Origin of the sequence: Hoeflea sp. CAU 1731, from assembly GCF_039888615.1 — a bacterium.
Taxonomy (GTDB): Bacteria; Pseudomonadota; Alphaproteobacteria; order Rhizobiales; family Rhizobiaceae; genus Flavimaribacter.
This window is the reverse complement of sequence record NZ_JBDQQS010000005.1, coordinates 43,359-69,842: the sequence shown is the minus strand read 5'-3', so window position 1 is coordinate 69,842 and position 26,484 is coordinate 43,359. Positions and strand designations below refer to the sequence as shown.

Sequence of the window (26,484 nt, the reverse complement as noted above, 5' to 3'; positions counted from 1 at the left end):
ATCACTCTCCGCGAAAGCGGGCGACGACATCAGCCGGTATGGGCGTGGATTTGAGTTTACCCGTCTCCGGATCCTTCTGGGTCCAGACGCGCGTTTCCCGGACCTCGACGCACAAGGCGCCGTCTTTGGTCAGCGCGTGAATTATATCGAAACTGGATTTGCGAATCTCGGCGATGCTGCTTACGATTTCGATCTCGTCGCCATAGCGGCAGGGCGCCTTGAACTGCGCATTCGTCGCCACCAGCGGACATCCGGCGATTCCGTAGCGCGCCACCATCTCATGTTTCGGCAACTCCGCCGCCTCGTAGAGCATTGTGACGCCGTGGTCGAAGAACGAGAAAAAATTCGGGTTGAAAACGATCCCGGCCGGATCGCAGTCACCCCATTCGATCCGCCGCGTCAATGTGTTGGAAAGCATCGCTTGATCCTTGTCTCGCCGAACTTCGGCGGCGCCTGTCCGATTCGGGACACTATACGGCTTCCAGCGAACCGCGTGTCACACCGATTTCGCTGCGATAGGACTGCGCCGCGAGACTGATCGGCGACGGCGCGACGATGGCGCGGATCTTGACCTGTTCATGCGATTCGATATTGCCGGCGCTGCGAGCCCCTCCGCCATCCTCGCCCCAGTAGAGCACGACCTCTGTTCCGTGTTCGGCGAAGTCCGAGTCGACGCTGGCCAGAGACATCATGGCGTGCTCGTTGACGGTGTAGGTCGGATAGGTGGCGAGGCCAATCGTCTTGCCAGACTTGTCGGTGACGCGGTCGTAGTGCATGCGCGCTGCGGCCGCCAGCGGCATGGTGATCGGCAGCGGATTGCGGCCGCCGGTCTCGAACTGGCTCTGCATGACCTTCATCACGTCCTCGGCGTTCCAGATCAGCGTCACCTTCTTGCGATGCGGCTTGCCGACCATCGCTTCCAGCGCCTCCCGACCGACATAGTCGTGGTCGAACTTCACCAGATGGCCGTAATTGAGGTCGAACGGCGTGAGATAATAGTCTTCGATGTCAGGCGAATAAAAGCTGCCGCCGAGCGACATGCGCATCGCCGCATTCCGCGAACTCAGCCAGTCGCGGTAGGGCTTCATTGCCGGGCTGGTGTAGACGGCCGAAACCGGCACCGCCCACCAGCCTGATTCGATTACGGTGGTGAAATAGCCGATGGACCCGATTTGCCGCAGCCCGAAGTCCTTGCCCTCGCTCACAAGCGCTTTCTTGACGGCCTGTCGATCCTCCCAGGGGCCGGAAAGCTCAAGACCGGGAACGCCGCCCATGGTGTGGCGCATGCCGCGAACCTTGCATCCGGCGATATCAAGGATATCCGATCGGAAGAATTTTATCTCCGGCAACGGACCGCCATGCAGTTTTCCCAGCAGATCCCAGGCGTTCGGTCCTTCCACCTGATAGCGATAGAAATTGCGCTTCTTTGCCTTGTTGAGCGCCCACATCGAATCGAGTTCGGATTCCACCTCGTAGCCGAGCGCCTGGGCATTGAACTCCACCCAGTCGGTGGTCGAGGGGTTGCCGACGACGATGAAGTGTTCCGGCTCCAGACGATAAATGATCGCATCGCCGATGACGTGGCCTTCCGGAGAGCAGGCCACAAGCTGCTTCGCCGCGCCGACCTCGAATGTCCTGAAGGAATTGACGGCAAGATACTGACACAGATCCAGCGCGCCGGGTCCGCGCAGGTGCAGGCTGTGCATGTGGTAGCTCTGATCGTGCAGTGCGATCGTCTCGCGCCAGGAGCGCTGCTCGTCGCGCCAGGTCGTGAATTCCGGCCGCACGGCGTCGCCCGGCATCATCTGGGTGTAGATCGTCAGCGCATTCTTCGGCGGATTGCGAAACAAATGATCAACGATATTGGGAACCTGCTCGATCAGGTCGCTCAAGGATTGCGGTTGTTTGTCATTTCCGGCCATGTCGATCTCCTCCCTTGCCGCCTTGCACGCTGCCGATGCCCCGGCATATCCGGATTGCAGTCTTGATAATTCTATTGCACTATAGAAAAATAGGCAATATGTCGAGCGCCTTCGTATCGGCGCCCCGGAAGGAGAGCGCCATGCATGCGCCGATGCGCCGATGCGACGTGGATGTCGGCGGCGTCTGGCCGTTTCCCTCGGCAGAAGCGATCGTGTACACAGATCCTGAACCTGCCTGCCCCCGATCGAGTAAGCCATGACCCGCCAGTTGAAACAGACCGAAAAGTCTCCGCAGCGCAACGTCAGAAAGCGTCGCCGCGAAATCGTCGACGCCGCGGCGCGGGTCTTTGCCGAACGCGGCTATCATGGAACGTCAACGCAGGATATCGCCGATCTGCTCGGCATGCGGCAGGCGAGCCTCTATTACTATTTCGATTCCAAGGAAACGGCGCTGGAAGAGGTCTGCGCCCTTGGCGCAGCGGGATTTGTCGAAAAGGCTGAAGAGATCGTCCGCAACGGACTTCCGGCGCAGAAACGCCTCTGCCAGCTCCTTGCGGCGCATATTGCGCCGCTGGACCATCGCGCGGATTACACCCGAACCTTCCTGAACGAACGCAAATGGCTGCCCATGGAAAGCCGCCGCAAGGTCGGCCGCATGTCGCGGCGGCTCGAAGCCATTTTCGAGCGGGTCATCCGCGAGGGCATCCGCAACGGCGAGTTCCGCAACGATCTCAATCCGCGCATGACGACGCTCGCCCTGCTCGGGATGATGAACGCCGTCTCCACCTGGTACGAGCGTGAATCCATACCGCTTGACCGGATCGCCGAACTGTTTGGCGACCTGGCGCTGAACGGCGCCCGCAACACGGATGCCGACTAGGCAAAAAATTTTATAGAGCTATAGAATTTTAGCTCTGGCTGCGGTATAGAACAAGCTCGGAGGAACTTGGCTGGACGCCGGGAGATGATGGAAGCGTCTGCGTATAGCTACGAGACATTGCGGCGAACCACTGCGCCGGCGCTGTTGTGCGAACGCGCCCGGAGCGACCCTTCCGGCGCGGCCTTTCGCGCCAAGCAACTCGGCATATATCGCGAACGTTCCTGGACCGACTATGCGGCGGCGGTCGCGCGTTGCGCGGCGGCGTTCAAAAAGCTTGGCCTCCGCAAGGGAGACCGGGTCGCGATCATGGGCGACCCTTGCGAGGAATGGGCGATCTCCGACCTCGCCGCACAGGCGATCGGCTGCATTACCTACGGCATCTACCCGACTGCCTCCACGGAAGAGGTCGAGTACCAGATGCGCGACGGCGGCGCCTCCGCCTTCGTTTCCGAAGATCAGGAATATGTCGACAAGCTGCTCGCCGTGGCGGACAGGCTGCCGGACCTGCAGCATATCGTGGTCATCGACGACACGGCCCTGTTTGACTATGACGATCCGCGGCTGAAGACTTGGCGGAACCTCGTGGACGCCGAAAGCGCAGGGATCGACTGGCTTGAGAGAAAAGCCGGAGAGCTGGACCCCGAAGCCCCGGCCTTCATCGTCTACACGTCCGGGACGACGGGCGCGCCAAAAGGCGCTGTTGTCAGTCACGGCAAGCACCTGGCGGCGACCTACAACATCGTCAACCACTATCCAATGCTGCGGGAGCGCGAACAGCGGACCGTCGCGTTTCTGCCGCTGTGCCATGTGCTTGGCCGCGACATCGCGCTGACGCTGCCGCTTTGTTCCAGGCTCGTCCCGCATTATAGCGAAGACGTCGAGGACCTTGCGACCACGATCTTCGAGGTCGCGCCGACAATACTGTTTTCCGTGCCGCGCTATCTGCAGAAATTCGCCTCGCAGATCCTGGTCGGCATTTCCAACTCGTCCGGCCTGAAACGCGGCGCCTATGAATTTGCGATGCGCCGCGCCCGCCCAATCGCGGAGGCGCGATGGGAGGGCGACTATTCAACGGCCGACGCCGCCGCGTTCAAACTGGCGTGGGTCTTCGTCTTTCGACCGATCCTGAACAAACTCGGCTTCGACAAGCTGGAGCTGGTCATTTCCGGCGGCGCGCCGCTGCCGGCGGAGACGGCGACGCTGTGGCAGATATACGGCGTCAATGTCGTCGAGATGTACGGCCAGACCGAGACAGCCGGCGGCATCATCGCCGGTCAGAAAGGGCCGTTCTTCCGACCGGGGACCGTGGGCACGGTTCCCGAAGGATGGGAGGCGCGGCTTGCCGATGACGGCGAAATCCAGGTCTCGAGCCCGGACCTTTTCGACGGCTACTGGAACAACGAAGAGGCGACGCGCGAAAGTTTCACTGAAGACGGATGGCTGAAAACCGGAGACATCGGCAAGCTCGAAGACGGCGCCCTGCGCCTGATCGACCGGGCCCGCGATTTCCTGGTGACCTCCGGCGGCAAAACAATTTCGCCGGCCTATGTCGAAAACGTCATGCGGGCGAGCCCCTATCTGAGCGAAATCATCGTCTTCGGTCACGGACGGAAATATCTGGCGGCGCTCGTCGAGATCGATTTCGACATGGTGTCGGACTGGGCGCGCGCCAACGACATCGCCTATTCAGGCTTTACCAATCTCGCGGAAAATCCGCGTACGCGGGACCTCATCGCAGGCGAGATCGCGCGCGGCAACGAGAAACTCGCCCGCGTCGAACAAATCAAGCAGTTTCGGATCCTGCCCAAGGTTCTCGACCCTGAGGAGGAAGGCGAGCCGGTGACGCCGACGCGCAAGGTCAAGCGCACGCAGATGTACGAGCGGTTCAAGACGCTTGTCGACGAGATGTATGACGACAGGGAAGAGCGAATGGTCGCGGCCGCTGTCGGGGAGTAGCACGACAATCGCGGCCATGTCCGGTCGCGACACAAAGGGAGGAAGCATGATGATGAAGAAATGGATAGCCGTTCTGGGACTGGCGACGGCGGGTTTCGCCGTGTCGTCCGCAAACGCCCAGGAAAGCGTGAAGATTGGCCTGACGGGAGCGCTGACCGGGCCGGTCGCCGGCACCTATGCGCCGGCGGTTGAAGGTCTGCGGCTTTATATCGACAAGGTCAACGCAGCCGGCGGCGTCGACGGAAAGCCGATCGAGCTGCTCATTCAGGACGACGGCGCCGAGCCGTCCAAGGCCGCCGCCAACGCCAAACGGTTCCTGACCCAGGACGATGTGGCGATGATGATCAATTCCAGCCTGTCGTCGACCTATGCGCCGACGATCGCCGAGGCAAAGCGCAATGGCGTCCCGCTGCTGTTTGCGGCGTCCGTCTGCCCGGCCGAGGTTTTTCCGCCGGCCGACCCGAACCTGTTCTGCACGACGGCTTTCGGCGCCAAGTATGACAGCCGCGCCGCTCTTAGCTTTATCGAGGACAAGTCGGGCGCCGATGTGAAGCTGGGGCTGCACGCCATGGCGATACCGGTTTCCCGCGGCGAGATCGACTTCGCCGAGGAACTCGGCAAGGAAATGGGCATGACGCCTGTCTCCAAGGAAATCACGCCGCCGCCGACGCCCGACTACACGCCATTCGCAACGAACATCAACAATGCGGACGCCGAATGGGTCTGGTCCTGGGCGCCCTGGGTCGCGCAGATCAAGACCTTCGAGGCATTGCGCCGGCTTGGCTGGGAAGGCGATTACCTCGCCTATGCGCATCTGGAAGCGGAAGGCGAACTGGAACGCGTCAAGGATCCGGAATTCTTCGTCGTCGGCGCCAACGCCCTGTTTTCGGAAGGTCTTCCGGTCATGGCGGACATTACGTCGGCGGCCGAAGGCTCCAGCTATCCCGCCAACCAGATGACCGAAGGCTGGATCGCCGGCATGGTCATCGAAGCTGCCCTGAAGGCCGCAAGCGATCCGACATCGGCCGAATCCGTTCGCGAAGCCATGTCGAACATCAGCGTCGACATGCAGGGTCTGCGCGGCGGACCGCTGGAATGGACCGCCGACAACCACTTCCGCACACAGCAGAACTACCGGGTCTATCGCTGGAACCCGGACAGCGGAAGCATCGAGACCGTCCAGGACTGGACGCCCTTCGACGTCCAGTAAGTTCAGCACAGAGTAATCGGGGCGGATCGCTTGCAATTCGTAGTCAATATCATGGTGCTTGCGGCGATCTACGCCCTGATCGCCTGCGGTTATGTGCTGATCTACCGGGTCAGCCGGGTCCTCAATCTCGCCCATGGCGAATTGATGATGCTCGGCGCTTATCTGCTGGTGGCGACAGCTTCGGCTTTTGCCGCCAGTCCTCTGATGGCCGTCGTCTTCGCCGCAGTGATGAGCCTTGCTGTCGGCGGCATGGTCTATCTGTTTCTCATGCGTCGAATGACGGGAGAGACAGTGCTGGCCGCCGTCCTGACAACGGTGGCGCTCGGTATCCTGATCCGAGGCCTCATCGTGCTCTTCTGGTCGGCGCAGCAGCAGCATCCGCGCGCCATGCTTGGCTGGGACAATCCCGTCATCGTGCTGCCGGGCGACGCCCGCATCTCGCTCTATTCCGGTCTGCTGATCGTCGCCACCGTCCTCGTCTACGGCGGGCTGTTTCTCTTTCTGCGGTTCGGGCGCTGGGGCATCCGCATGCGCGCGGCGGGGCAGAACCCACTGCTCGCCGCCCAGCGCGGCATCAACCTGCACGCCGTCTTCGCACTCGCCTGGGGTCTGTCGACCTTTACCGGCGCCATCGCCGGCATGCTGATCGCGCTCGATTCCGGCCTCGACAGCACCATGACGATGATTGGGCTGAAGGCCTTTCCGGCGGCCCTTGTCGGCGGGCTCGACAGCCTCGTCGGAGCACTGATCGGCGCGCTCATCATCGCCGGAGCGGAAGTCGGCGTCATTCGCTTCATCGATCCGCTGCTTGCGGACGTCGTGCCATTCATCGTTCTCATCGTTATGCTGGTGATCCGGCCGTGGGGATTGTTCGGCACCCGGGAGGAACTCGACCGTGTCTAAGCCGCTGCCGTCCGCCAGCGGCCATTTCCGCCGCAGCTACGCCGACGAATTCCGTCTGATCGAGACCCGGTTCGCTAAAGCGATGACCCTTGTCTTCGCGGTCTTTCTGATCGGCTTTCCCTTCCTCGCCTCGCCTTTCTACGTGGACCTTGCGACACAGGTCTTCCTGGCGTCGATCGGCGCGCTCGCCCTGATGCTTTTGACCGGCATCGCCGGCCAGATCAGCCTCGGCCACGCCGGACTGCTGGCGGCCGGCGCCTTTACCGCCGGCATTCTCTACAAGGAGACGGCGGCGCCCTTCTGGATCACGATACCGGCTTCCGCCGTAACGGGCGCGGTGCTTGGCGTCGTCTTCGGCCTGCCGTCGCTCAGACTGCGCGGGCTCTATCTCGCCGTCTCGACGCTGGCGTTGCACTTCGTCGTCGTTTATCTCGGCGGCGAATACGAAACCCGCCGCGGCTATTCCACCGGCATCCTGGTCGATCCTCCCGTCGTCTTCGGTTTTGAGATCTACGCGCCGCGCATCTGGTATTTCGTGTTGGCGGCCGCCGCGGGGATTGCGCTTCTCGTATCGATCAATCTGATGCGTTCGCGCTCCGGGCGCGCCTGGCGGGCGATCCATTCCAACGAGACTGTCGCCGAGGCGCTCGGCATCGACATGGCGCGCTACAAGCTTCTCGCATTCGTCATCTCCTCCGCCATGACGTCCGTCGCCGGCGCGCTCTTCGCCTATTATCGCGGCTTCGTGTCCATCGAGGCGTTCTCGCTCTATCTGACCATCCAGTATGTGGCGATGATCATCATCGGCGGCATGGGCAACCTGCTCGGCGCGCTTCTGGGCGCCGTCTTCGTGACGCTGTTTCCCTATCTGATCGAGGGTCTGATGAGCGCCCTGCCCGGCGCCGACCGGCTGGCAGGTTCGGTGTTTGCGGTGAACTACGCAGCTTTCGGTTTCGTCATGATCCTGTTTCTCGTCTTCGAGCCGCAAGGACTCGTCGGGATATGGCGCAGGGTCCGCAACTACTTCCTCCTCTGGCCTTTCAAACACAAGGCGCTCGGAGGCTCCTCGTGACCGGGACGGCGCTGCTCGAGGTCGACAAGCTGGAAGTCGTCTACCAAAGGGCGATCACCGCGATCCAGGGCGTGACGCTCGCGGTGAAGGAAGGCCAGATCGTCGCCCTGCTCGGCACCAACGGGGCCGGCAAGACGACGACGCTAAGAGCGATTTCCGGATTTCTCGGTCTCGACGACGCACGCGTGACCGAGGGCGCCGTCCGCTTTCGCGGAACCCGGCTCGAAAATCGGCCGCCGCACGAGATCACCCGGCGCGGACTGTCGCTCGTTCCCGAGCGCGACAAGGTCTTCCCTAACCTCACCGTGACAGAAAACCTTCAGGCCGTCGTCAGACGCGGACGGTCCGGCGACGCGCGCGTCCGGGACGACGCCGCGTATCACTTCTTTCCGAAGCTGAAGGAGTTGCGAAAACGTGAGGCCGGCCTGCTTTCGGGCGGCGAGCGGCAGATGCTGGCCATCGCAGCCGGACTGATGTGCGAGCCGGACCTGTTGATGATCGACGAACTTTCGCTCGGCCTTGCGCCGGTCGCCGTCGAAAGCCTGACGCAGAGCCTCGTCAGCATCCGCGACGAACTCGCCATCAGCATCCTGCTGGTCGAACAGAGCGCCGGCGTGGCGCTCAGGATCGCCGACTACGGCTATGTGCTGGAGAACGGCCGGATCGTCCTTGACGGCGACGCCGAGAGGCTGACGGGCCATGCCGACATCCAGGAATTCTATCTCGGTCAGGCCAGCGGCAACCGGCGCAGCTACCGCGATGTCAAACAATACCGCAGAAGCCGGAGGTGGTATGGCTGAGCTCGACGTATCCGGCCTCGTCCTGCGCTTCGGCGGGCTGCAGGTGCTGGACGACGTTTCGTTCAGCGTCGCTCCCGGTGAGCTCTTCGCCCTCATCGGCCCGAACGGCGCCGGCAAGACCAGCGTGCTCAACTGCATCAGCGGCATCTATCTTCCAAGCGCCGGTTCGATCCGCTTCGACGGACGCGATCTCATAGGCCTGAAACCGCACTTGATCGCCCGTGCAGGTCTCGCCCGCACCTTCCAGCACGGCGAGATGTTCCGCGACATGAGCGTGGTCGATAATCTGCTTGCCGGCCGGCACGCCCGGTTCAAGACAAACCCGTTCGCCGAGGCGCTGTTCCTGCCCTCTGTGCGCCGGGCGGAACTCGCCCATCGCGAGGCCGTCGAACGCATCATCGAATTCGTCGAACTGGAGCGCTACCGGCATGCGCCTGTCGGCGGACTGCCCTTCGGCATCCAGAAACTCGCCGGTTTCGCCCGGGCGCTGGCGCTGGAACCGAAGTTCCTGCTGCTCGACGAACCATCGGCGGGGCTCAATCGCGACGAACGCGAGGACCTCGCCCGCTTCCTGCTCCGCGTCAAGTACGATCTCGGCCTGCCGATGATCTGGATCGAACATGACATGCAGATGGTGTCGGACCTGGCCGACCGGCTGCATGTGCTCGACTACGGCCGGACGATCGCCTCCGGCGGGCCGGACGACGTGCTGAACGATCCAGCAGTCGTCAGCGCCTATCTGGGAACCGTGGAATAGCTACATTCCGCGAGCGTTCACATAGACCGAGCGGAGGGTCGTCGTCGCGCAGATGAACAAACGGTTGCGTTTCGGCCCGCCGAAACAGACATTCGAAACGACCTCGTCGATCAGGATCTTGCCGAGCAGGGCGCCGTCCGGCGCAAAGCAATGGATGCCGTCGCCGGCAGACGACCAGATGTTACCGTTCGTATCCACCCGGAAGCCGTCGAAGATGCCTTCGTCGCAGGTAACGAAATCGGCTCCGGGTCCGACGGAGCGTCCATCGCCGCTTACGGGATAGGCGCGGATGACCGGATCGCAGTCCGGAAAATGGGTGCGGCCGGTGTCGGCGACATAGAGCAGGCTCTCATCCGGTGAAAATGCGAGGCCGTTCGGCTGTTTCATGTCGGAGATCATGCGGCTGATCCCACCCGACGGATCGATGCGGTAAACGTGGCGGCCGTCCTGTTCCATCGGGGCGGCATCTCCCTCATAGTCGCTGTCGATGCCGTAAGAGGGATCGGAGAACCAGACCGACCCGTCCGACTTGACGACAACGTCGTTGGGTGAGTTGAGGGGCTTGCCCTCATAGCTGTCCGCCAGCACCGTGCGCGTTCCGTCATGCTCGTAGCGGCTGACGCAACGGCCCCGGTGTTCGCAGGCGATCATCCTGCCCTGAGCATCAAGCGTGTGGCCGTTCTGGTTGCGACAGGGCTGTTCGAACGAGGCCACAGCGCCGTTCATTTCGTCCCACCGCAGGATCCTGTCATTGGGGATGTCGGACCAGATGAGGTAACGGCCGGCGGGGAAATAGACCGGTCCTTCCGTCCATCGTCCTTTCTCCCACAGTACTTCCGGCCCGGCATTACCTTGAATCAGTTTTGGGAATCGTTCGTCGAAGATCACATAATCGGATGCAGGCATCGTTTTCCTCCCTTGCTCGCGTCACGAGGTAACCCGTGCATTGCGTCCATACACGAGCAGCATGCCGATGATCACCGCCCCGTATATGATCTGCCGTCCTGCCTCCGGCATCTGCATGATTGAAAGCACAGAATTGAGCAGCACGATCAGGATCACGCCGATCAACGTGCCGACATATCGGCCTCGTCCGCCGAGGATGTGCGTACCTCCCAGCACCACGGCGGCGATGGCGGGAAGCAGGAACGCGTTGCCCATCCCCTGATAGGCCTTGGCGGAATAGCCTGTCAAAAGCACGCCCGCCAGAGATGCGCAAAGACCGGACATCACGAAGGCGCCGACGATGACGAGACGCGTCCGGATACCGGACAGGAAAGCGGCCCCTTCCCGGGACCCGGTCGCATAAAGAGCGCGGCCGAAACCGGTGCGCGTGAGGATACCGAAAATGACCAAAGACACGGCAGCCCAGACGAAGATCGCGGCGGGAATGCCGAGAATATCCTCCTTCGCCAGGAACAGCATCAGTGGCGTCGCAGCGTCCTGCGGTGCGAACCCGCCGGTATGGGCGACCATCAGCCCGCGCAACACCGTATCGACGCCGAGGGTAAAGATCATGGACGGGATACGCAGATAGGCTACGCCGATACCGTTGACCAGGCCGACCGCAAGTCCAACCGCAAGCGCTGTGGGCACGGCGAGACTGCCGCCGACTGCAGTCGCCATCATGGCGGCAGCCGCCAGGGTCCAGGGAATGGAGAGGTCGATATTGCCGAGCAGGATGACCATCATCATGCCGGCCGCACAGATGCCGAGGAACGCCCCGGTCTGCAATTGCTGCAGGAGGTAATTCGGCGAAAGCAGCGGCGCCGTGCCTGCCGTCGAAACGGTGTAAGCCGTGCCTGCCATCAGGATCACGACGATGAACATCGCCGAAATGACGATCGGTTTGTTTTCCGCTGAAATGCGATTGAGCATGGACGGCCTCATCTGAACAGATCCAGCTTGTTCCTGACACGCAGCGTGCGAAAGGCGCCGAATGAGACGGCGGTCAGCAGAACAAGACCCTCGATCAGCGGCTGCAGCAACGGATCGATGGACAGAATTCGGAAATAGAAGGAGATGACGCGCAGGATCAGCGCACCGACGAGGCTGCCGATCGCGCTGCCGACGCCGCCGAAAAGCGAGGTCCCGCCAAGAACGACGGCGGCAATGGAATTCAGTGTATAGGCTCCGGCCTGCTGGATGTCGGCATTGCCGGAGGATGTCTGGATCGCGAGATAGAGACCGCCGCAGGCCGCGAAGAACCCGCCCAGCGTGAATGCCGCAATGCGCGCGCGGTTGATCGGCAGGCCGGACATATAGGCGGCGCCCTCGGCTGAACCGATCGCATAGATGGTTCTGCCGGTGACCGAACGCCGAAACGGCACCCATACGAGGATTGCGATACCGAAAAGGAAGATGAGAGGCACCGGAATGTCGGCGAAAGGTCTCAGCCAGACCGCATCCGCGTTGAGACCGTAGGTGTCGAAGAAGTCCCAGACGGAATTGGTCAGCGCCCAGTTCAGGTCCTCGTCGACGTCGCCTCCGGGCTTCGGCCGCACCCACAGGGCAAGGCCCATTGCAACGGCGCCGGTTGCGAGCGTCGCAATGATCGGCTGGATCCGGCCATAGACGACGATCAGACCGTTCATCATTCCGAAGGCCGTGCCGGCAAGCAGGGTCAAAAACATGCCGAACAGGATCTGGAGCGGCGTCCCGTTGACGACTTCCGAGGCGATGCAGTTCGTCAGGGTCATTATTGCACCGACGGACAAATCAAGGCCCCCGAGGAGGACCGGCAGGGTCTGCGCCATGGCGACGAAGGCGATGGCGACGACTTCATTGGCGTTCTGCACCAGGACGGCAGTCGAGAAGCCGCGCGGATGCATCATGTTGTAAGTGATGTAGAGCAGTGTCACCAGCACCAATGCGCCGGCAAAGCCGCGATTCTGCCTGAGCCAGCGGGTGGGGAAGGAACTGGCCGTCATACCGCTTCCACATCGATATTGAGCGAGGAGGCGACAAGTCCCTCCTCGGTAATCGCGTCGCCCGCCAGTTCGTTCACGACACTCCCGTCATAAATGACTGACACGCGGTCGCAGCAGCCGATCAGTTCGGCGTAGTCTGAAGAATAGAAAAGGATCGCCTTGCCCTCGTCGGCGAGCTCCCGCATGAGGCGGTAGATTTCCTGCTTGGTCCCCACGTCGATGCCGCGGGTCGGATCGTTCAGGAGGATGATATCGGGATCGATCATCAGCCACTTGGCGATAACGATCTTTTGCTGATTGCCTCCGGAAAGCGTCGTCACCGCATCGGAGGGCGAACCGATCTTGATGTTGAGCTTGGCGACGGCATCGGAAACGGCCTTTGCGGCAAGACGGGGATCGATCACCGGTCCGCGCGATATCCTGCCGAAGGACGCGGCAAGCAGATTGTCGGAGATCGGCATGCCGAGCATCAGCCCTTCGGACTTTCGGTCTTCCGGCACCAGAGCCATAGGCACATCTCCGGACCTGGCGTCGAAGGGCGACAACGGAATTCCCCGACGACCGCCGATCTCGACCGAGCCGGAGACGCCGCGCAGCACGCCGAACAACGCCAGAAGCAGTTCCTTCTGTCCCTGACCGTCCAGCCCGCCAAGACCGACGATCTCTCCGCGTCCAACCGACAGGTCCACACCCTTCAACCGGTTTTCCCATTTCAGACCGGTGACACTTAGCAGCGGCTCGACCGGCCTCGGTTCCGGCTTTGGCGGAAACTGTGCTTCGACGTCACGACCGATCATCAGCCGCACGGTCTCGCGATCGGTATGGTCTCCCTTGGCGAAGGTCTCGATATGCTGTCCGTTGCGGAACACCGAGAGCGTATCGCACAGCGCCTCGACCTCGTGCATGCGGTGGGAAATGAAAAGGATAGCCACACCCTGTTCCCTCAAATCGGCGAGCAGATCATAAACGGTGTGTACGTCGCGTGCGGTCAAGGCAGAGGTCGCTTCGTCGAGGATCAGCACCTTGGGCTTGCGACCGAGCGCCTTGGTGATCTCCACCATCTGCCGGCGTGACAGGGAAAGGTTGCGAACCAGTGCATTGGGATCTATATCCTCGCAGCGAACCCGTGCGAGCAGTTCTTGCGCACGACGGACCTGTTGCCGCCGATCGATCAGGCCGAACCTGCGAGGCGGATCGGAGATTGAAATATTGTCGGCGACAGTCAGATCGGGAATGAGCGACAATTCCTGGAACATGCAGACGATACCGCTGCGTGTCGCCTGGTCGGGAGTGGAGAAGGAAACGGGCCGACCTTCCAGCAGCATCTCGCCTGCGTCGGGAGAAAGCACGCCGGACATGATCTTGATCAGGGTGGACTTTCCCGCGCCATTCTCGCCCAGAATGCCGTGGATGGCGCCAGGCCGACAATAAAAATCGACATTCTCGAGCGCCCGAATGCCCGCGAAATATTTGGAAATGCCCCGGTACTCGACGATTGGAGCGTTCAACCACACCTCCCCTTTGCGGCTTCAAGCTGGCGTTGACTGCAGCACATGAAGGTTCCGGGCGGAATGCCCGGAACCAACGGCGTTTCTTCTTCTAGTTCACGTCTTCTTCGGTCTGCGACATGATGGCGGGACCGGATATGTTGACGCCGCAAGGCGGGAACTCGTTGACGGTGAAGAAATTGTCGGGCAGGTCCGACCAGTAGTTGGTGCCGTCCTCAAGCTGATCGTAGGTCGCGATCGGCAGCGGAACCGAGATGAGCTGCGGCATTGGGTTGCCTTCGAGCGCCGAGACGGCCGCCTTCATGGCGATAGCCACCAGTCCCGGGGACTGGCCGATGGAAATGCCTTTCAGTCCGTTATCGGCATGCTTGGCGACCAGTTTGCGGTAGCCGTTCTCGGATTCGCCGGCTATCGGAACCATCGGATGGTCCGCATCCATAAGGGCCTGCACGACGCCAGTCGTGCCGCCCTGTGCCGCGACTGCATCGAACTGGCCGTGGACGGCTATGGCGTCGGCAGTCACCTTCTGTGCGGTGCCATCATCCCAGTTGCCGACGACCTGTACGACTTCCCAATCGCCGCCGGACCCGTCGAGCACCTCGTGGATGCCGACGGAGCGGTCGCGGTCCACGGAGTTGCCGGGCAGACCACGGACCTCGAGGATCTTGCCGGAGGTCTTGCCCTGGGCCTTCAGCTCCTTGAGCAGGAATTCGGCCCATGTGCGGCCCATGGCAAGCTGGTCCTCGTTGACCTGCATCACCTTGTCCGTATCGAGCACATTGTCGAATGGAACCAGCACGACATTGTTCTTGTCGGCAAGGCGGATCACCCGGTTGAAGCCGTCAGGTGACACGGCAATCGTCACGATCGCATCGAACCCCTGGTTGATAAAATCCTCGATGGCGCCGAGTTGAGCCGGCGCATCGGTGCCGGTCGACACCACCTTGAACTCGGCAATCTTGTCCTTGATCGATGGATCTTCTGCGAAGGCCTTGGCTGTCTTGATCATCTGGATACGCCAGGTGTTGCCGACGAACCCGTTGACGATCGCGACCCGGTACGGGCCCTCCTTGCCTTCCCATTTGAGATAGGCCGTGTCATCGCTCCATGGCGCGAAGCATTCCGGATTTGCTCCGGGACCGGAGACAGTCTCCGGACCGGCCACAGCCAGTTGCGCGGACAACGCAAGCGCTGCCGTTGCGGTTGCGAACTTCAATAGTGCTTTCATGGTCTTCCTCCCTTTGTTGCGCCTGTTGCGCTCATGAAACCTCGACGGCGCCTCCTATGCCGCCTTGGCATTTTCGTCTGCGCAGGATCGTTCCAGCGCCAGTGTCTCAGGCCACCTCCATCTCTTCCCGGAAATGCCGGAAACCAAAGTTCAAATGGCTTCTGAGCTTGTACTGGAAAGCGAGGCGGTCGCGCGCCTCCAGCGCATCCACCACACCCTCGTGTTCGGCCAGAGTGTCGGTCCTGAAGGTCCGCCGCGTCTTTCCCTTTTCCATGATCCTCAGAATCACCGGTTTCATCACGGTGTAGACGTCGAGCATCGCCGCATTGTCGAGGATCGAGATGAGCCGGACGTGAAAGCGAAAGTCGATTTCCGAAGCATCGTGCAGGTCCTGTACGGTAGCGAGCTCGGCATTGATCATTCGCATCTCGGCGATGTCGTCATCGCAAATACGTTCGAGCAGAATCTCGGCCGAGCCGACCTCGAGCAGGTCGCGAAAGGCCTGCACGTCCGAAAAGGTCTTGCGCGAGACTTCCATAGTGTTGAAGGCGAAGAGTTCGAAGGCCCGCGCCATGCGATTGTCCGAGATTGTCGCTCCGACCTTCGGCCGCACCTCGACCATGCCGTAGGCTTTCAGGATGCGCATCGCCTCGCGGACCGTATTGCGCCCGGCACTGTATCGCTCGCAGAGTTCGCGTTCGGTCGGCAGCCGGTCTCCGACGGACAAACCCTGTTCGGATATGTAGCTGCGGATTCCCGTCACGACCTGATCGACAGCCGATCCTGCTCCCGTTCCGGCCGAACTGTCCATTGTATGTTCACCTGAATCCGGAATCGCGTTCATCATTCCTGACGATCTATTTGTGGGACCAAGAAAGTAGTAAGCGGGGTGAATTCTGTCAACCAACCTCGCAAATGTTTGTTCACTGACACATATTCGACAGCGAATGATGGATGCAACTGAATTATTGTAGGACAATAAAGGGGAAGTTCACGCCGCCTGTAAGCCTTGCAGAAAGCTGGCAAGATTGGGACCGAGACCGTCGCAGAGATAACCGCCCTCCTGAACGAGGAGTGTCGGCAGACCTGACGATGCAATGGCCCCGCCAATCGCGGCAAAGCCGCCCGTGGTCACCGCCAGACCCTGCAACGGATCGTTCTCGTAGGCGTCAAGTCCCAACGCCACAACAATGACGTCGGCGCCGAAAGCGTCGATCCGCTCGAGGCCTGTCCTGAGCACCCGCATATAGTCGCCGTCGTCGGTACCGCGAGGCAGCGGCAGGTTGAGGTTGCAGCCCAGTCCTTCACCTTCGCCGCGTTCATGGGCATGACCCCAGAAGAAGGGATAGAAGCGGATCGGATCCGCATGGATGGAGACCGTCAGGACATCGCTGTTGCGGTAGAATATGCCTTGGGTGCCGTTTCCGTGATGCACATCGACATCGAGGATCGCCGGCCGCAGCCCCTTGTCGGCGAGATAGCGCGTGGCGATGGCACTGTTGTTGAGGAAGCAGAAGCCACCCGCCATATCGCCGAAGGCGTGGTGGCCGGGCGGGCGGCAGAGCGCATAGACGGCGCGTTCTCCGTCCAGGATCGCCGCCGCCCCGGAAACGGCCGTCTGCGCCGACCAATAGGCCGACGCCCAAGTGTCGGCAGAGATCGGACAGGATGTATCAGCCTGATGGAATCCCGCCTGTCCGACCGCCGATCGGGGGTAACTGGCGGTGCGGTTATCCGGATGAATATTGGGGATTACCTCTTCGGAAGCGCCCTCGATCCGCGTCCAGCGTTCGTGGATCGTCTGCAGAAAGACCAGATATTCTGGCGAATGGACGGCCGCGATCGGACCCTGACCATGATCATCAGGCGCCTCGAACACACAACCGGCGGCTTCGGCCCCGGCCTGCAGCACCTCGACCCTGCGGGGCTGTTCGGGATTCTGCAATATGGCGCCGTTGGCCATGAAATGTTTTGGATCGTGTCGCGCCTGGCGCGAATCAACTATCGCCTTCATCGTCTATCCCTGAAAGTGCCTGCAGTTGCTGTCCGGAGAGGATCAGATAATGTTCCTCGTCGTTCTCCATAAATCCGAGCCTCTCGTAGAAGGCGCGCGCACCCGTGTTGTCGTGATAGACGGTCAGTCTGATGTAGGTCGCGCCCCAGCGCTTTTGTGCATCGTCGAAGGCGGCCGCCATCAGGCGCCGGCCGAGACCTGAGCCGCGGACAGCATCGCTCACCCACAGGTCCGAAACGTAGATTCCGGAAGCGCCGCGCACGGTGGAAAACACGGGCGAATAGAGGGCGACGCCCGAAATCGTCTGGTCCCGTTCGGCGACAACCGCCCGGAAGCTCGGATGATCGCCGAAGCCTGCACGCCTCAAATCGTCGGCTGTCGCCTTGTGGCTATCGCCCATATGCGCCGAAAGGTCCCGGAGCGCTGCGTCGAGCGCCTCGACATCTGCGATCGCCGCCGGCCTGATCTTGTCACAGGTCATGGTCAGAACGCCGTCCTGTCGGCCCCTTTGAGACCCAGCATGGCGCGGGCGTCAGCAGGCGTCGCCACCTCGCGGCCCAGTTCCTCCACGATCCGACGGATCTTCTCGACCTGTTCCGCATTGGACTTTGCAAGCCTTCCCCGGGATATCATCAGGCTGTCCTCAAGGCCAACGCGGACATGGCCCCCCATGACAGCGGCCATCGTCGTCAATGGAATCTGGTGACGTCCGGCCGCGAGCACGGAAAATGCATAATCGTCGCCGAACAGCTTGTCCGCAATATGCTTCATGTGGCTCAGATTATCCGTATCCGCGCCTATGCCGCCGAGGACGCCGAAGACGAACTGGATGAAACAGGGCGCCTCGATCAGGCCGCGATCCGCGAAATGGCGCAGCATATAGAGATGGCTGACGTCATAGCATTCGAATTCGAAGCGCGCGCCGCGTCGCGTCCCCATTTCGGCCAGTACGTGGGCGATGTCGCGTGGCGTGTTCTTGAAGACCAGATCGTCCGATCCTTCCAGAAACGGCTTCTCCCAGTCATACTTCCATTCATCGATCCGGGCGGCCGCCGGATAGAGCGCAAAGTTCATGCTTCCCATATTAAGGGAACACATTTCAGGTTCTGCGGCCTTGGGCGCGGCCAACCGGTCGTCCAGCGTCATCAGGGCGCTGCCGCCGGTGGTCAGATTGACGACGGCGTCGCAAGCCTGCTTGATGCGCGGCAGAAACCCCATGAAATGCCCGTTCGCAGCCGAAGGCCGGCCGTTGTCGGGATCGCGCGCATGCAGATGGAGGATCGACGCCCCGGCTTCAGCCGCCTCGACCGACTGGCGGCTGATCTCGTCGGCCGTCACCGGCAGATAGGGCGACATCGACGGTGTATGGATGGACCCGGTGACGGCGCATGTAATGATGATTTTGCTCATTTTGCTTTGGCCAACTCAGGCGATCCGTCGATCTACCGTCACGAGCGCCGAAAACTCCTCCAGCGCGGCTGTCAGGTTTTCCATGATCTCCTCGACATGGGTTTCGGTGGCGATCACCGGTGGACAGACCATGAAGTGATCTCCCTCGTAACCGCCACGCGTCCGGCGCGAATAGATTATCAGGCCCCGTTGATAAGCCATCTCGACCAGCCGGTCATAGGCCATCAGTTCGCGCGGCAACGGGTTCATCGTCACACGGTCGGTAACCAGTTCGAAGGCGAGCAGCAGTCCCACGCCACGGACATCACCGACGAAATCGAAGCGTTGCTTCAGCCCCTCTAGCCGTTGTTTCAGAAGGTTGCCGATCCGCATGGCGTTGGACATCAGGTCCTCGCTCTCGATCTCCTCGATGACCGCAAGACCGGCTGCACAGGCAAGCGGGTTGCCGGCATACGTATACCCGTGGATGAAACCGCCGGCGTCGAGAACGGCGTCGACGATTTCGTCCCTGGCGGCCATGGCGCCGAGCGGCGCATAGCCGGCCGCGAACCCTTTGGACACGACCAGAATGTCGGGCACGACGTCCCAGTGTTCGGCGGCGAAGAATTTGCCGGTCCGGCCGCCACCCGACATCACCTCGTCATGGATGAGCAGCACGCCATGGCGCTCGCAGACTTCCCGGATCGCCTGCATGTAGCCGGCCGGTGGAACCAGCGCGCCGGTCGACGCGCCGCCGATTGGCTCAACCAGGAATGCGAGAACCGTTTCCGATCCCTCTTCGAGAATCTTCTGTTCGAGCATTGCGGCATAGTGCCGGCCAGTCGCGACATCGTCCGGATCGAGCCCGTCAAGATAGGCCCGCGGCGCAGGTATCTTGGGCATCGGCCGCATCATCGCCTCGAAAGGCACGGTCATCGGCGAATATCCGGTAACGGCCAGCGCCCCGAGCGTTGCGCCGTGATAGCTGGGAAAGCGTGAAATGACCTTCCAGCGCATGCTGTCGCCGCGCGCCACGGCGTATTGGCGCGCAAGCTTGATGGCGCTTTCGACGGCTTCCGATCCGCCGGATGTGAAAAACGCCCGCTCCATCCCGGCGGGCGCGAGTTCCGCCGTCTTAGCGGCAAGCTGTTCGGCGGCTTCCGTTTCGAAATGCAGCCGATATCCGAAAGTCGACTTCTCCATCTGCCGGCGCATGGCTTCCAGCACTCGCGGGTTGGAATGCCCGATGTTGCAGACCATCGCTCCGGAAGAGCCGTCTAGATAGCGCTTTCCCTCGACATCCCACATATAGACGCCCCGCGCCTGGTCGAGGACCGGCCGGCGGTGACGAGTCTGGTAGAAAAGATGGCTCTTGCGGTGCTCGCTCATTCACCGCTCCCCGGCAAAACGGTGCAATCGCGCGGACGAACGCCAACGGACACGTCAGCGCCCTCGGCATGGGGGCTGGTGTCGATCATGTTGATTGCCTGGAGTTGCAGGCCGCCGATGCGGATGAAGTAGCGGGCCGCCTGGCCCTGATAGTCGACCGCCTCGACCTTCGCCGCAAAGTGCTTTGCGCTTTCTGCAGCGCCCGGTCCGGCAAGCGCCAGCTTCTCGGCCCGAATGACGAGCTTGACCGGGCCTTTCGCCTTGACGAGCGGCCCCCTGTCGGCGGGAATGATAAGCTTTCCGAGATCGGCGCTTTCAACGACAATCTCCTGGCCATCGAGCCCGGTGCATTGCGCCTCGACGACATTCGACGCTCCGAGGAAGCGGGCGACGAATTCGCTGGCCGGGGTGTTGTAGACGGCCTCGGGCGGACCCGCCTGCTCGACCCGGCCGGCCGACATAACGATAATTTCGTCGGACATGGCGAGCGCCTCCGACTGGTCGTGGGTGACGAAGACCGTGGTCACGCCGATGCGATGCTGGATGCGTTTCAGCTCCACGCGCATGTCCTCGCGCAGATTGGCGTCGAGCGCCGACAGCGGTTCGTCCAGCAGCAGCACGTCCGGTTCGATCACAATGGCGCGGGCAAGCGCGATACGTTGCTGCTGACCGCCGGAAAGTTCGCGCGGATAGCGGTCGGCGACATGCGGAAGCTGCACGAGGTCCAGCGCTTCCTTGACCTTTGCCGCCCGGTCTGCCCGGGGGACATTGCGGTATTTCAGGCCGAAAGCGATGTTGTCGGCCACCGTCTTGTGGGGAAACAGGGCATAGTTCTGGAAGACCAGGCCGAGATTGCGCCTGTGGATCGGCACCTCGTTGACCCGCTTGCCCTTGATGGCGATCTCGCCTTCGCTCGGATCGAGCAGCCCGGCGATCATCCTGAGCGTCGTGGTCTTGCCGCACCCGGACGGCCCGAGGAGCGTGACGAAACCGCCCTCGGCGATGTCGAGAGACATGCGGTGAACAGCGGTGAAATCGCCAAATTGCTTGACAATGTCGGTAAGGGAGACGGCACTCAACGTCCAGCATCCTGCGTTGTTGATGAGAAGGACGACCGGCGCCCGGAATGACGGGCGCCAGTCAGTTGGTCCGGATCAGTAACCTTTCTGGATACGTCCGAACTTCTTCGACCATTCCTGTTCATGGCCGTTCCAGTAGGCGGGATCGGCGAAGGTCAGGCCGGACAGCGTCCCGGTCGGATCAAAGGCCGGCAGCGTCGGTATCTTCTTTCCGAGGTCGACCTTGGTCGGGTCCAGCGCCGGCGGATAGTTCTGGCCCTCGGCCACCGCGATCGACGTTTCAGGCGCCAGCATAAAGTTGAGGAGTTCTTCGCATTCCTGCATCGGCGATCCCTTGATCACGAACAGGCACTCCTGCCAGCCGAAGCCGTTCGGCGGGTCCATGTAGCCGATGTCGTGGCCCTGTTCCTGAAGCGCGTATATACGGCCGGACCAGCCTTCGGTGACATAAACCTCTTCCTCGGCGAGCAGGCTCATCAGTTCGGCGCCGGAGCTCCAGTATTTGAGCAGCAGATCGCGGTTCTCGCGAATGGCCTCCCAGATAGCGTCCATGTCGGTGGCGCCGTTCGGATCCTGGTCTGTCTGAAGCGAGGCGTACCAGATACGGGTGCGCCAGTCGCTCCAGCCGCTAATCTTACCCTTGAGCTTTTTGTCAAGCAGGATCTTCGCGCCCTTTTCCTTCATCTCGTCGTCGGAGATGTGCTTTCGGTTATAGGCAAGTCCGGTGGTGCCGTAATCATAGGGAACGCAAGACAGCGTTCCGTCCGTGACCTTTCTGAAGACTTCGGTCAGCTTCGGGATGACATACTGTAGATTGGGAATGTTGTCCGTGTTGAGGTCTGACGCGAGGCCGAGTTGGGCGTAGCGGGCGTAATCGAACACGCCGGAAAGATGAGCGATGTTGTATTCGCCAGGCTGGCTCGCCTTGACGCGGGAAAGATACTCGTCGGAACCCCCGAAGGTTCCGTCGACAACCTTCACGCCGGTTTCAGCCGTGAATGGATCGAATGCATATTTGCGAAACGCCTCGGAGACCACGCCGCCCCAGCCATCGAACCGGACCTCTTCCACCGCTGCGCTGGCTTCCCGGATGAAGGGCGAAGAAACGCCGTAGGCGAGGCTCGCAGCGCCAATCAGGCCAAGAAATGTGCGCCGATCAAGGTCGCCGTTCATGTAGCGTTCGCGAAGTCGTTCGTATCTCTTTGTACTGTCCATTTTCATCTCCATATTGACGGTCAAATTGTTTCCTGGGTTCAGCCGCCGCTTTTCATCGAGGCCCATCGGGCGATCGCCAGCCCCAGAACCGGCAGTCCGACGGTGAGCAAGATCATCACGGTGCCGAGCGCGTTGATCTCCGGAGAAATCGAGTTGCGCAGCATCGCGAATATTTGCGTGGGTACGGTTTCGACGCCGCCGGGCTTCCAGAACAAGGTGCCGGTGATGTCGTCGAAACTGATGGTGAAGGCGAAGAGCCCGCCAGCAAGCACTGCCGGCAACAACAGCGGCAATGTTATCTGGAAGAAGGTCTGAACCGGGTTCGCGCCGAGACTGAGAGCCGCTTCCTCGATATCGCGCCGAATGCCAACCAGCCGCGCCTGTACCACAAGGATGACGAACGGCAGCGTGAAGATGACATGGCCGAAGAGCAGCAGGGCGAAGCTCTTGTTGATCGACAGGAAGTTGAGGAACAAGAGCAGCGCCACGGCCAGAACCACCTCCGGCACCAGAATGGGCGCGATCAGGACCGTACTGATGAGGTTTTGCCCCGGCACCTTGTATCGGATCAGCGCCAGGCTCGCGAGCACGCCAAGCGTAGTGGAGATCAGCGCCGTCAGGCCGCCGAGGATGATCGAAGTGCGGAAAGCCCTCAGGATCGCCTCGTTGTTCGCAAGCTCGATGAACCAGCGGAAGGAGAAGCCGGTCATCGGGAAGCTTCCGAACTGGCTGGCGTTGAAGCTGAGAAGCACAACTACCGCCACGGGCAGGAACATGAAAATATAGACCAGAATGGCCCACATCCGGATCAGCATCCAACCCATCAGCCGAGCCCCTTCATCAATTGGGCCATGCCGAGGAAATGATTATAGAGCAGCACGAGGGCGCCGAGGATGACCAGCAGCATCAGCGACAGCGCCGAACCGAGCGGCCAGTTGAGCTGGGTGATGATCGCCTCGAACACCAGATTGGCGAACATCGCGTCGGACGGACCGCCGAGGACAAGTGGTGTGATGTAGGTGCCGGCGGCCAGAACGAAGCACAGAAGGCCGCCGGCCGCCAGGCCCGGGAGAGACAGCGGCAGGGTCACCTCGCGGAAACCCTGAATCCGCGTCGCCCCGAGGGAATTTGCGGCGTCTTCGAGATTACGATCAATTCCGTCGAGACTGACGAAGATGTTCAGGATCATGAACGGCATCAGAAAATGCACGAGACCGAGGATGACGGTTGTCTCGTTGTAAAGCATCTGGATCGGCTCGTTGATCACGCCGGTCCACATCAGGAACGTGTTGAGCGCGCCGGACACGCCGAGAATGTTGATCCACGACATGGTGCGGATGATGTAGCTCACCCAGAACGGCAACATGAGCAGGAGCAGCAGAATCGCCTTGTTACCCTTCGAACGCGCAATGAAATAGGCGGCCGGATAACCCGCCACTGCGCATACGACGGTGGTGACGGCAGCGATCTTCAGCGTATTGAGCAGGATGTCGCGATAGAACGGATCGCCCAGCGCTTCCCGCCAGTTGCCGAGAAAGAAGCCAACCTCGTCGGCGCCCGTGGCCGTCCGCAGCCAGAACGAATAGACGACGATGAACAGGAGGGGTACGAACAGGAGAAGCGTCACCACCAGCAGCGCCGGCGACAACAAGATCCATGGTTGTCGGGCTTCTCGCGCCTCGACGGTCATGCGTTTCCCCTTTTTTGATTGCATTGATGGTGCCGAGCAGGCAACAATAGGTCAAATAGATAATGCCAATCGAGGCTATAGATTGAATTTATGATGGCGTCGGAAGGCGATTTCGAGAAACTGGCGCGCCAGCTCGACTGGAACCTGCTTCGCACCTTCATCGTACTAGCCGAAGCCGGCAGCGTGACGGCGGCCGCCGACCGGCTGATGCTGAAGCAGCCGACGGTGTCGAGCGCCCTCAAGCGCCTCGAGGAACGACTGGACCGGCGGCTGATCGACCGCTCTCCCGGTCATTTCCGGCTGACGGAAGCCGGCCAGTTGCTCTACCGCGAGGCGATCGACATCCAGGGCGCCATCATACGACTGGGAACACTGATCCGGGATGTGACCGACGAGGTGCGGGGACATGTTCGAATCGCCATGGCGAGCCACGTGGTCTCGCCGCTTTTCGACGACGCTTTGACGGAGTTTCACAAGTCCCATCCGGCGGCAACGATCTCGATCGACGTCGCGGCCAGCAAACATGCGCTTGCCGAAGTTACATCGCGTCGCGCCTCCATGGCCGTCTGCCTCGTGCACCAGCGCAGCCGCAGGTTGGAATATCGACGGCTTTACCGTGAATATTTTGGCCTGTTCTGCGGCCCCTCCCATCCGCTCTTCGGCCGCAAAAACCTGACGATGGCGGACCTTGCCGGGCAGTCCTCGGTCAGCTTCGTGACCGACCAGATGGACGACGCCCTACGCCCAGTCGCCCTGATGCGCGCCCAGGCCAATCTGGAAGACCGGATCGTTGGCACTTCCGCCCATCTGGAGGAGGTCCGCCGCATGATCATCGCCGGGCTTGGAATCGGTCCGCTTCCGGTCCATGTGATGCGTCGAGATGTGGAGGATGGGCTTCTGTGGCAGTTGCCGCCATACGATCAGGTGCCGGCGATCGATGTGCATGTCGCCTGGAATCCGAGCGCAAGGTTCAATCGCGCCGAACTCTTGCTTAGAGAGGCATTGCTGGCGAAGATCGACGAAACCCCCTTGGTAAATCGCACCTATTCCTGACGGCGGGGTCCGCGTGGTAAGGGTTCTGAAACACGAAACAGGATGACCGGTCATGAAGGCAGCAGACCTTGCAAAACTCTACCGTATCAAGGACGGGACGGATTTCCGGCTTGAACGGATCGATCCATCGGACACTTGCGGTCTCGACATCGAGAAGGCAGAGGCGAAGGAACAGATCGCGGCCGACATTAAGGAGATGAAGGACCTTCAGGAAAAGCTCTACGCCGAAGGCAAATGGGCGCTCCTGATCGTGCTGCAGGCCATGGACGCCGCCGGCAAGGACAGCGCGATCGAACATGTCATGAGCGGGATCAACCCGCAGGGTTGCGAAGTCCGGTCTTTCAAGGCGCCCAGTTCGAATGAACTGAAGCATGACTTCCTATGGCGTCACGCCCGCGTGCTGCCGGAACGCGGCAGGATCGGCATCTTCAACCGCTCTCATTACGAGGAGGTTCTTGTGGTGCGGGTCCATCCGGAAATCCTGGAAGGTCAGAATATCCCGGATCAGCTTGTCGGCGAAGATGTGTGGCAAACACGGTTCAAGGACATCCGCGCCTTCGAGCGGCATCTCGCGAACAACGGCACGGTCATTCTGAAATTTTTCCTCCACGTTTCCCGCAACGAGCAGGCAAGGCGCTTCCTCGACCGGATCGAGGAGCCGGACAAGAACTGGAAATTCTCGGCAAGCGACATTTCCGAGCGCGAACACTGGGACGACTACATGCGCGCCTATGAGGACATGATCCAGAACACGGCGCGCGCGCATGCGCCCTGGCATGTCGTGCCGTCCGACAACAAATGGTTCGCCCGAATGGTGATCGCGGCCACAATCGTCGAGGCACTCGAACGGATCGACCCTAAATTTCCTGAGGTAAGCGACGAGGCCATAAAGCGGATGCAGGAAGACCGCAAGGTCCTGAAAAAGGAGCTGGACCACAAAGATTGAGCTGGCTTTTCAGACTGTCCGAAGTGCTTTGCTAAACAACTGGCTCCCCAGGGTTGATACCCCAAACGATATGCTGACGGACAGCAAGGTCTATCCAACCAGAACCCTGCTCATCAGTCTCTACGTCCCGCGAGATCGTCGATAATCGGGCAGTCCGGCCGGTTGTCGCCATGACAATGGTCGGCAAGCGCTGCAAGCGTCATGCGAAGCGAGCGCAACTCGGCGATCTTGCGGTCTACTTCCTCGATCTTGCCGAGCGCGACGGACTTCACGTCCGCGCTCGCCCGGTTCTTGTCGTCATAGAGCGACAACAACATGCGGCATTCCTCAATCGTAAAACCCAGGTTACGCGCCCTCTGCAAAAAGCGGAGCCGGTGGAGATCATTCTCGGAATATTCCCTGTACCCGTTTTCCCGGCGGGACGGACTTACGAGCGCAATCTCCTCATAGTAGCGGATGGTTTTGGCGGGCAGATTCGACTTTGCAGACACCGTGCCGATATTCATGAAGCCGCTCCTATGGCTTTCCAGTCGAGAAACGCTC

The 26,484-nt window shown here is 61.1% G+C and carries 26 protein-coding genes; 9 read left to right on the top strand and 17 right to left on the bottom strand.

Annotated elements, in window-relative coordinates; all coding sequences use genetic code 11:
- Position 1 precedes the first annotated feature (1 nt).
- Together AAFN47_RS09930 and AAFN47_RS09925 are read right to left on the bottom strand one after the other, a co-directional pair.
- Positions 2 to 418: an acyl-CoA thioesterase gene (locus tag AAFN47_RS09930; protein WP_499809065.1), complete on the bottom strand. Its 417-nt coding sequence runs from the start codon at positions 416 to 418 to the stop codon at positions 2 to 4.
- Between the two features lie 52 nt (positions 419 to 470).
- Positions 471 to 1,922, bottom strand: a complete 1,452-nt coding sequence (locus AAFN47_RS09925; RefSeq protein WP_499809064.1) for an aminomethyl transferase family protein — start codon at positions 1,920 to 1,922, stop codon at positions 471 to 473.
- 256 nt (positions 1,923 to 2,178) lie between these two features.
- Here AAFN47_RS09925 and AAFN47_RS09920 point away from each other — a divergent pair, with 256 nt between their 5' ends.
- From AAFN47_RS09920 to AAFN47_RS09890, 7 genes are all read left to right on the top strand, one after another.
- Positions 2,179 to 2,802, top strand: coding sequence for a TetR/AcrR family transcriptional regulator (locus AAFN47_RS09920; RefSeq protein WP_499809063.1), 624 nt, complete (start codon positions 2,179 to 2,181; stop codon positions 2,800 to 2,802).
- Between the two features lie 84 nt (positions 2,803 to 2,886).
- Positions 2,887 to 4,758 (top strand): AMP-dependent synthetase/ligase, encoded by a 1,872-nt coding sequence (locus AAFN47_RS09915; protein WP_499809062.1) that lies wholly within the window; start codon positions 2,887 to 2,889, stop codon positions 4,756 to 4,758.
- 46 nt (positions 4,759 to 4,804) lie between these two features.
- The gene (locus AAFN47_RS09910) at positions 4,805 to 5,968 is read left to right on the top strand and encodes an ABC transporter substrate-binding protein (RefSeq protein ID WP_499809061.1); all 1,164 of its coding nucleotides are present in this window, start codon (positions 4,805 to 4,807) and stop codon (positions 5,966 to 5,968) included.
- A 30-nt stretch (positions 5,969 to 5,998) separates the two neighbouring features.
- Positions 5,999 to 6,871 (top strand): branched-chain amino acid ABC transporter permease, encoded by an 873-nt coding sequence (locus AAFN47_RS09905; protein WP_499809060.1) that lies wholly within the window; start codon positions 5,999 to 6,001, stop codon positions 6,869 to 6,871.
- Positions 6,864 to 7,943, top strand: coding sequence for a branched-chain amino acid ABC transporter permease (locus AAFN47_RS09900; RefSeq protein WP_499809059.1), 1,080 nt, complete (start codon positions 6,864 to 6,866; stop codon positions 7,941 to 7,943). The genes AAFN47_RS09905 and AAFN47_RS09900 overlap by 8 nt, the downstream gene beginning before the upstream one ends.
- Positions 7,940 to 8,743, top strand: coding sequence for an ABC transporter ATP-binding protein (locus AAFN47_RS09895; protein ID WP_499809058.1), 804 nt, complete (start codon positions 7,940 to 7,942; stop codon positions 8,741 to 8,743). The genes AAFN47_RS09900 and AAFN47_RS09895 overlap by 4 nt, the downstream gene beginning before the upstream one ends.
- Positions 8,736 to 9,500, top strand: a complete 765-nt coding sequence (locus tag AAFN47_RS09890; RefSeq protein WP_499809057.1) for an ABC transporter ATP-binding protein — start codon at positions 8,736 to 8,738, stop codon at positions 9,498 to 9,500. Before AAFN47_RS09895 ends, AAFN47_RS09890 begins: the two co-directional genes overlap by 8 nt.
- Here AAFN47_RS09890 and AAFN47_RS09885 read toward each other — a convergent pair whose 3' ends face one another.
- The 14 genes from AAFN47_RS09885 to AAFN47_RS09820 all read right to left on the bottom strand — a co-directional run bounded on the left by AAFN47_RS09885 (position 9,501) and on the right by AAFN47_RS09820 (position 23,942).
- Positions 9,501 to 10,406 (bottom strand): SMP-30/gluconolactonase/LRE family protein, encoded by a 906-nt coding sequence (locus AAFN47_RS09885; protein ID WP_499809056.1) that lies wholly within the window; start codon positions 10,404 to 10,406, stop codon positions 9,501 to 9,503.
- A 21-nt stretch (positions 10,407 to 10,427) separates the two neighbouring features.
- On the bottom strand, positions 10,428 to 11,378 hold the full coding sequence (locus AAFN47_RS09880; RefSeq protein WP_499809055.1) for an ABC transporter permease: 951 nt from the start codon (positions 11,376 to 11,378) through the stop codon (positions 10,428 to 10,430).
- An 8-nt stretch (positions 11,379 to 11,386) separates the two neighbouring features.
- A complete protein-coding gene (locus tag AAFN47_RS09875; RefSeq protein WP_499809054.1) occupies positions 11,387 to 12,430 on the bottom strand; it encodes an ABC transporter permease in 1,044 nt (347 codons plus the stop codon).
- Positions 12,427 to 13,944 carry a sugar ABC transporter ATP-binding protein gene (locus AAFN47_RS09870; protein ID WP_499809053.1) on the bottom strand — a complete coding sequence of 506 codons (1,518 nt, stop codon included), beginning with the start codon at positions 13,942 to 13,944 and terminating at the stop codon, positions 12,427 to 12,429. Before AAFN47_RS09870 ends, AAFN47_RS09875 begins: the two co-directional genes overlap by 4 nt.
- An 85-nt stretch (positions 13,945 to 14,029) precedes the next feature.
- Positions 14,030 to 15,166, bottom strand: a complete 1,137-nt coding sequence (locus AAFN47_RS09865) for a sugar ABC transporter substrate-binding protein (protein ID WP_499809052.1) — start codon at positions 15,164 to 15,166, stop codon at positions 14,030 to 14,032.
- A gap of 106 nt (positions 15,167 to 15,272) precedes the next feature.
- Positions 15,273 to 15,977 (bottom strand): FadR/GntR family transcriptional regulator, encoded by a 705-nt coding sequence (locus tag AAFN47_RS09860; RefSeq protein ID WP_499809051.1) that lies wholly within the window; start codon positions 15,975 to 15,977, stop codon positions 15,273 to 15,275.
- Between the two features lie 180 nt (positions 15,978 to 16,157).
- Entirely contained in the window at positions 16,158 to 17,180 is a 1,023-nt protein-coding gene (locus tag AAFN47_RS09855; RefSeq protein WP_499809050.1) for a histone deacetylase family protein, read from the bottom strand.
- Entirely contained in the window at positions 17,164 to 17,661 is a 498-nt protein-coding gene (locus AAFN47_RS09850) for a GNAT family N-acetyltransferase (RefSeq protein WP_499809049.1), read from the bottom strand. The genes AAFN47_RS09855 and AAFN47_RS09850 overlap by 17 nt, the downstream gene beginning before the upstream one ends.
- Before the next feature lie 2 nt (positions 17,662 to 17,663).
- Positions 17,664 to 18,590, bottom strand: coding sequence for a 3,5-dioxohexanoate:acetyl-CoA acetone transferase (kce, locus tag AAFN47_RS09845; protein ID WP_499809048.1), 927 nt, complete (start codon positions 18,588 to 18,590; stop codon positions 17,664 to 17,666).
- Between the two features lie 15 nt (positions 18,591 to 18,605).
- Positions 18,606 to 19,958 (bottom strand): aminotransferase family protein, encoded by a 1,353-nt coding sequence (locus AAFN47_RS09840; protein WP_499809047.1) that lies wholly within the window; start codon positions 19,956 to 19,958, stop codon positions 18,606 to 18,608.
- Positions 19,955 to 21,037 carry an ABC transporter ATP-binding protein gene (locus tag AAFN47_RS09835; protein ID WP_499809046.1) on the bottom strand — a complete coding sequence of 361 codons (1,083 nt, stop codon included), beginning with the start codon at positions 21,035 to 21,037 and terminating at the stop codon, positions 19,955 to 19,957. The genes AAFN47_RS09840 and AAFN47_RS09835 overlap by 4 nt, the downstream gene beginning before the upstream one ends.
- A 75-nt stretch (positions 21,038 to 21,112) precedes the next feature.
- Positions 21,113 to 22,252, bottom strand: coding sequence for an extracellular solute-binding protein (locus tag AAFN47_RS09830; protein WP_499809045.1), 1,140 nt, complete (start codon positions 22,250 to 22,252; stop codon positions 21,113 to 21,115).
- Between the two features lie 38 nt (positions 22,253 to 22,290).
- Entirely contained in the window at positions 22,291 to 23,076 is a 786-nt protein-coding gene (locus AAFN47_RS09825; protein WP_499809044.1) for an ABC transporter permease, read from the bottom strand.
- A complete protein-coding gene (locus tag AAFN47_RS09820; RefSeq protein WP_499809043.1) occupies positions 23,076 to 23,942 on the bottom strand; it encodes an ABC transporter permease in 867 nt (288 codons plus the stop codon). Before AAFN47_RS09820 ends, AAFN47_RS09825 begins: the two co-directional genes overlap by 1 nt.
- Before the next feature lie 90 nt (positions 23,943 to 24,032).
- Here AAFN47_RS09820 and AAFN47_RS09815 point away from each other — a divergent pair, with 90 nt between their 5' ends.
- Positions 24,033 to 24,995, top strand: a complete 963-nt coding sequence (locus AAFN47_RS09815; RefSeq protein ID WP_499809042.1) for a LysR family transcriptional regulator — start codon at positions 24,033 to 24,035, stop codon at positions 24,993 to 24,995.
- Between the two features lie 52 nt (positions 24,996 to 25,047).
- Positions 25,048 to 25,941: a polyphosphate kinase 2 family protein gene (locus AAFN47_RS09810; protein ID WP_499809041.1), complete on the top strand. Its 894-nt coding sequence runs from the start codon at positions 25,048 to 25,050 to the stop codon at positions 25,939 to 25,941.
- Between the two features lie 113 nt (positions 25,942 to 26,054).
- Here AAFN47_RS09810 and cueR read toward each other — a convergent pair whose 3' ends face one another.
- Positions 26,055 to 26,447 (bottom strand): Cu(I)-responsive transcriptional regulator, encoded by a 393-nt coding sequence (gene cueR / locus AAFN47_RS09805; RefSeq protein ID WP_499809040.1) that lies wholly within the window; start codon positions 26,445 to 26,447, stop codon positions 26,055 to 26,057.
- Between the last annotated feature and the right edge of the window lie 37 nt (positions 26,448 to 26,484).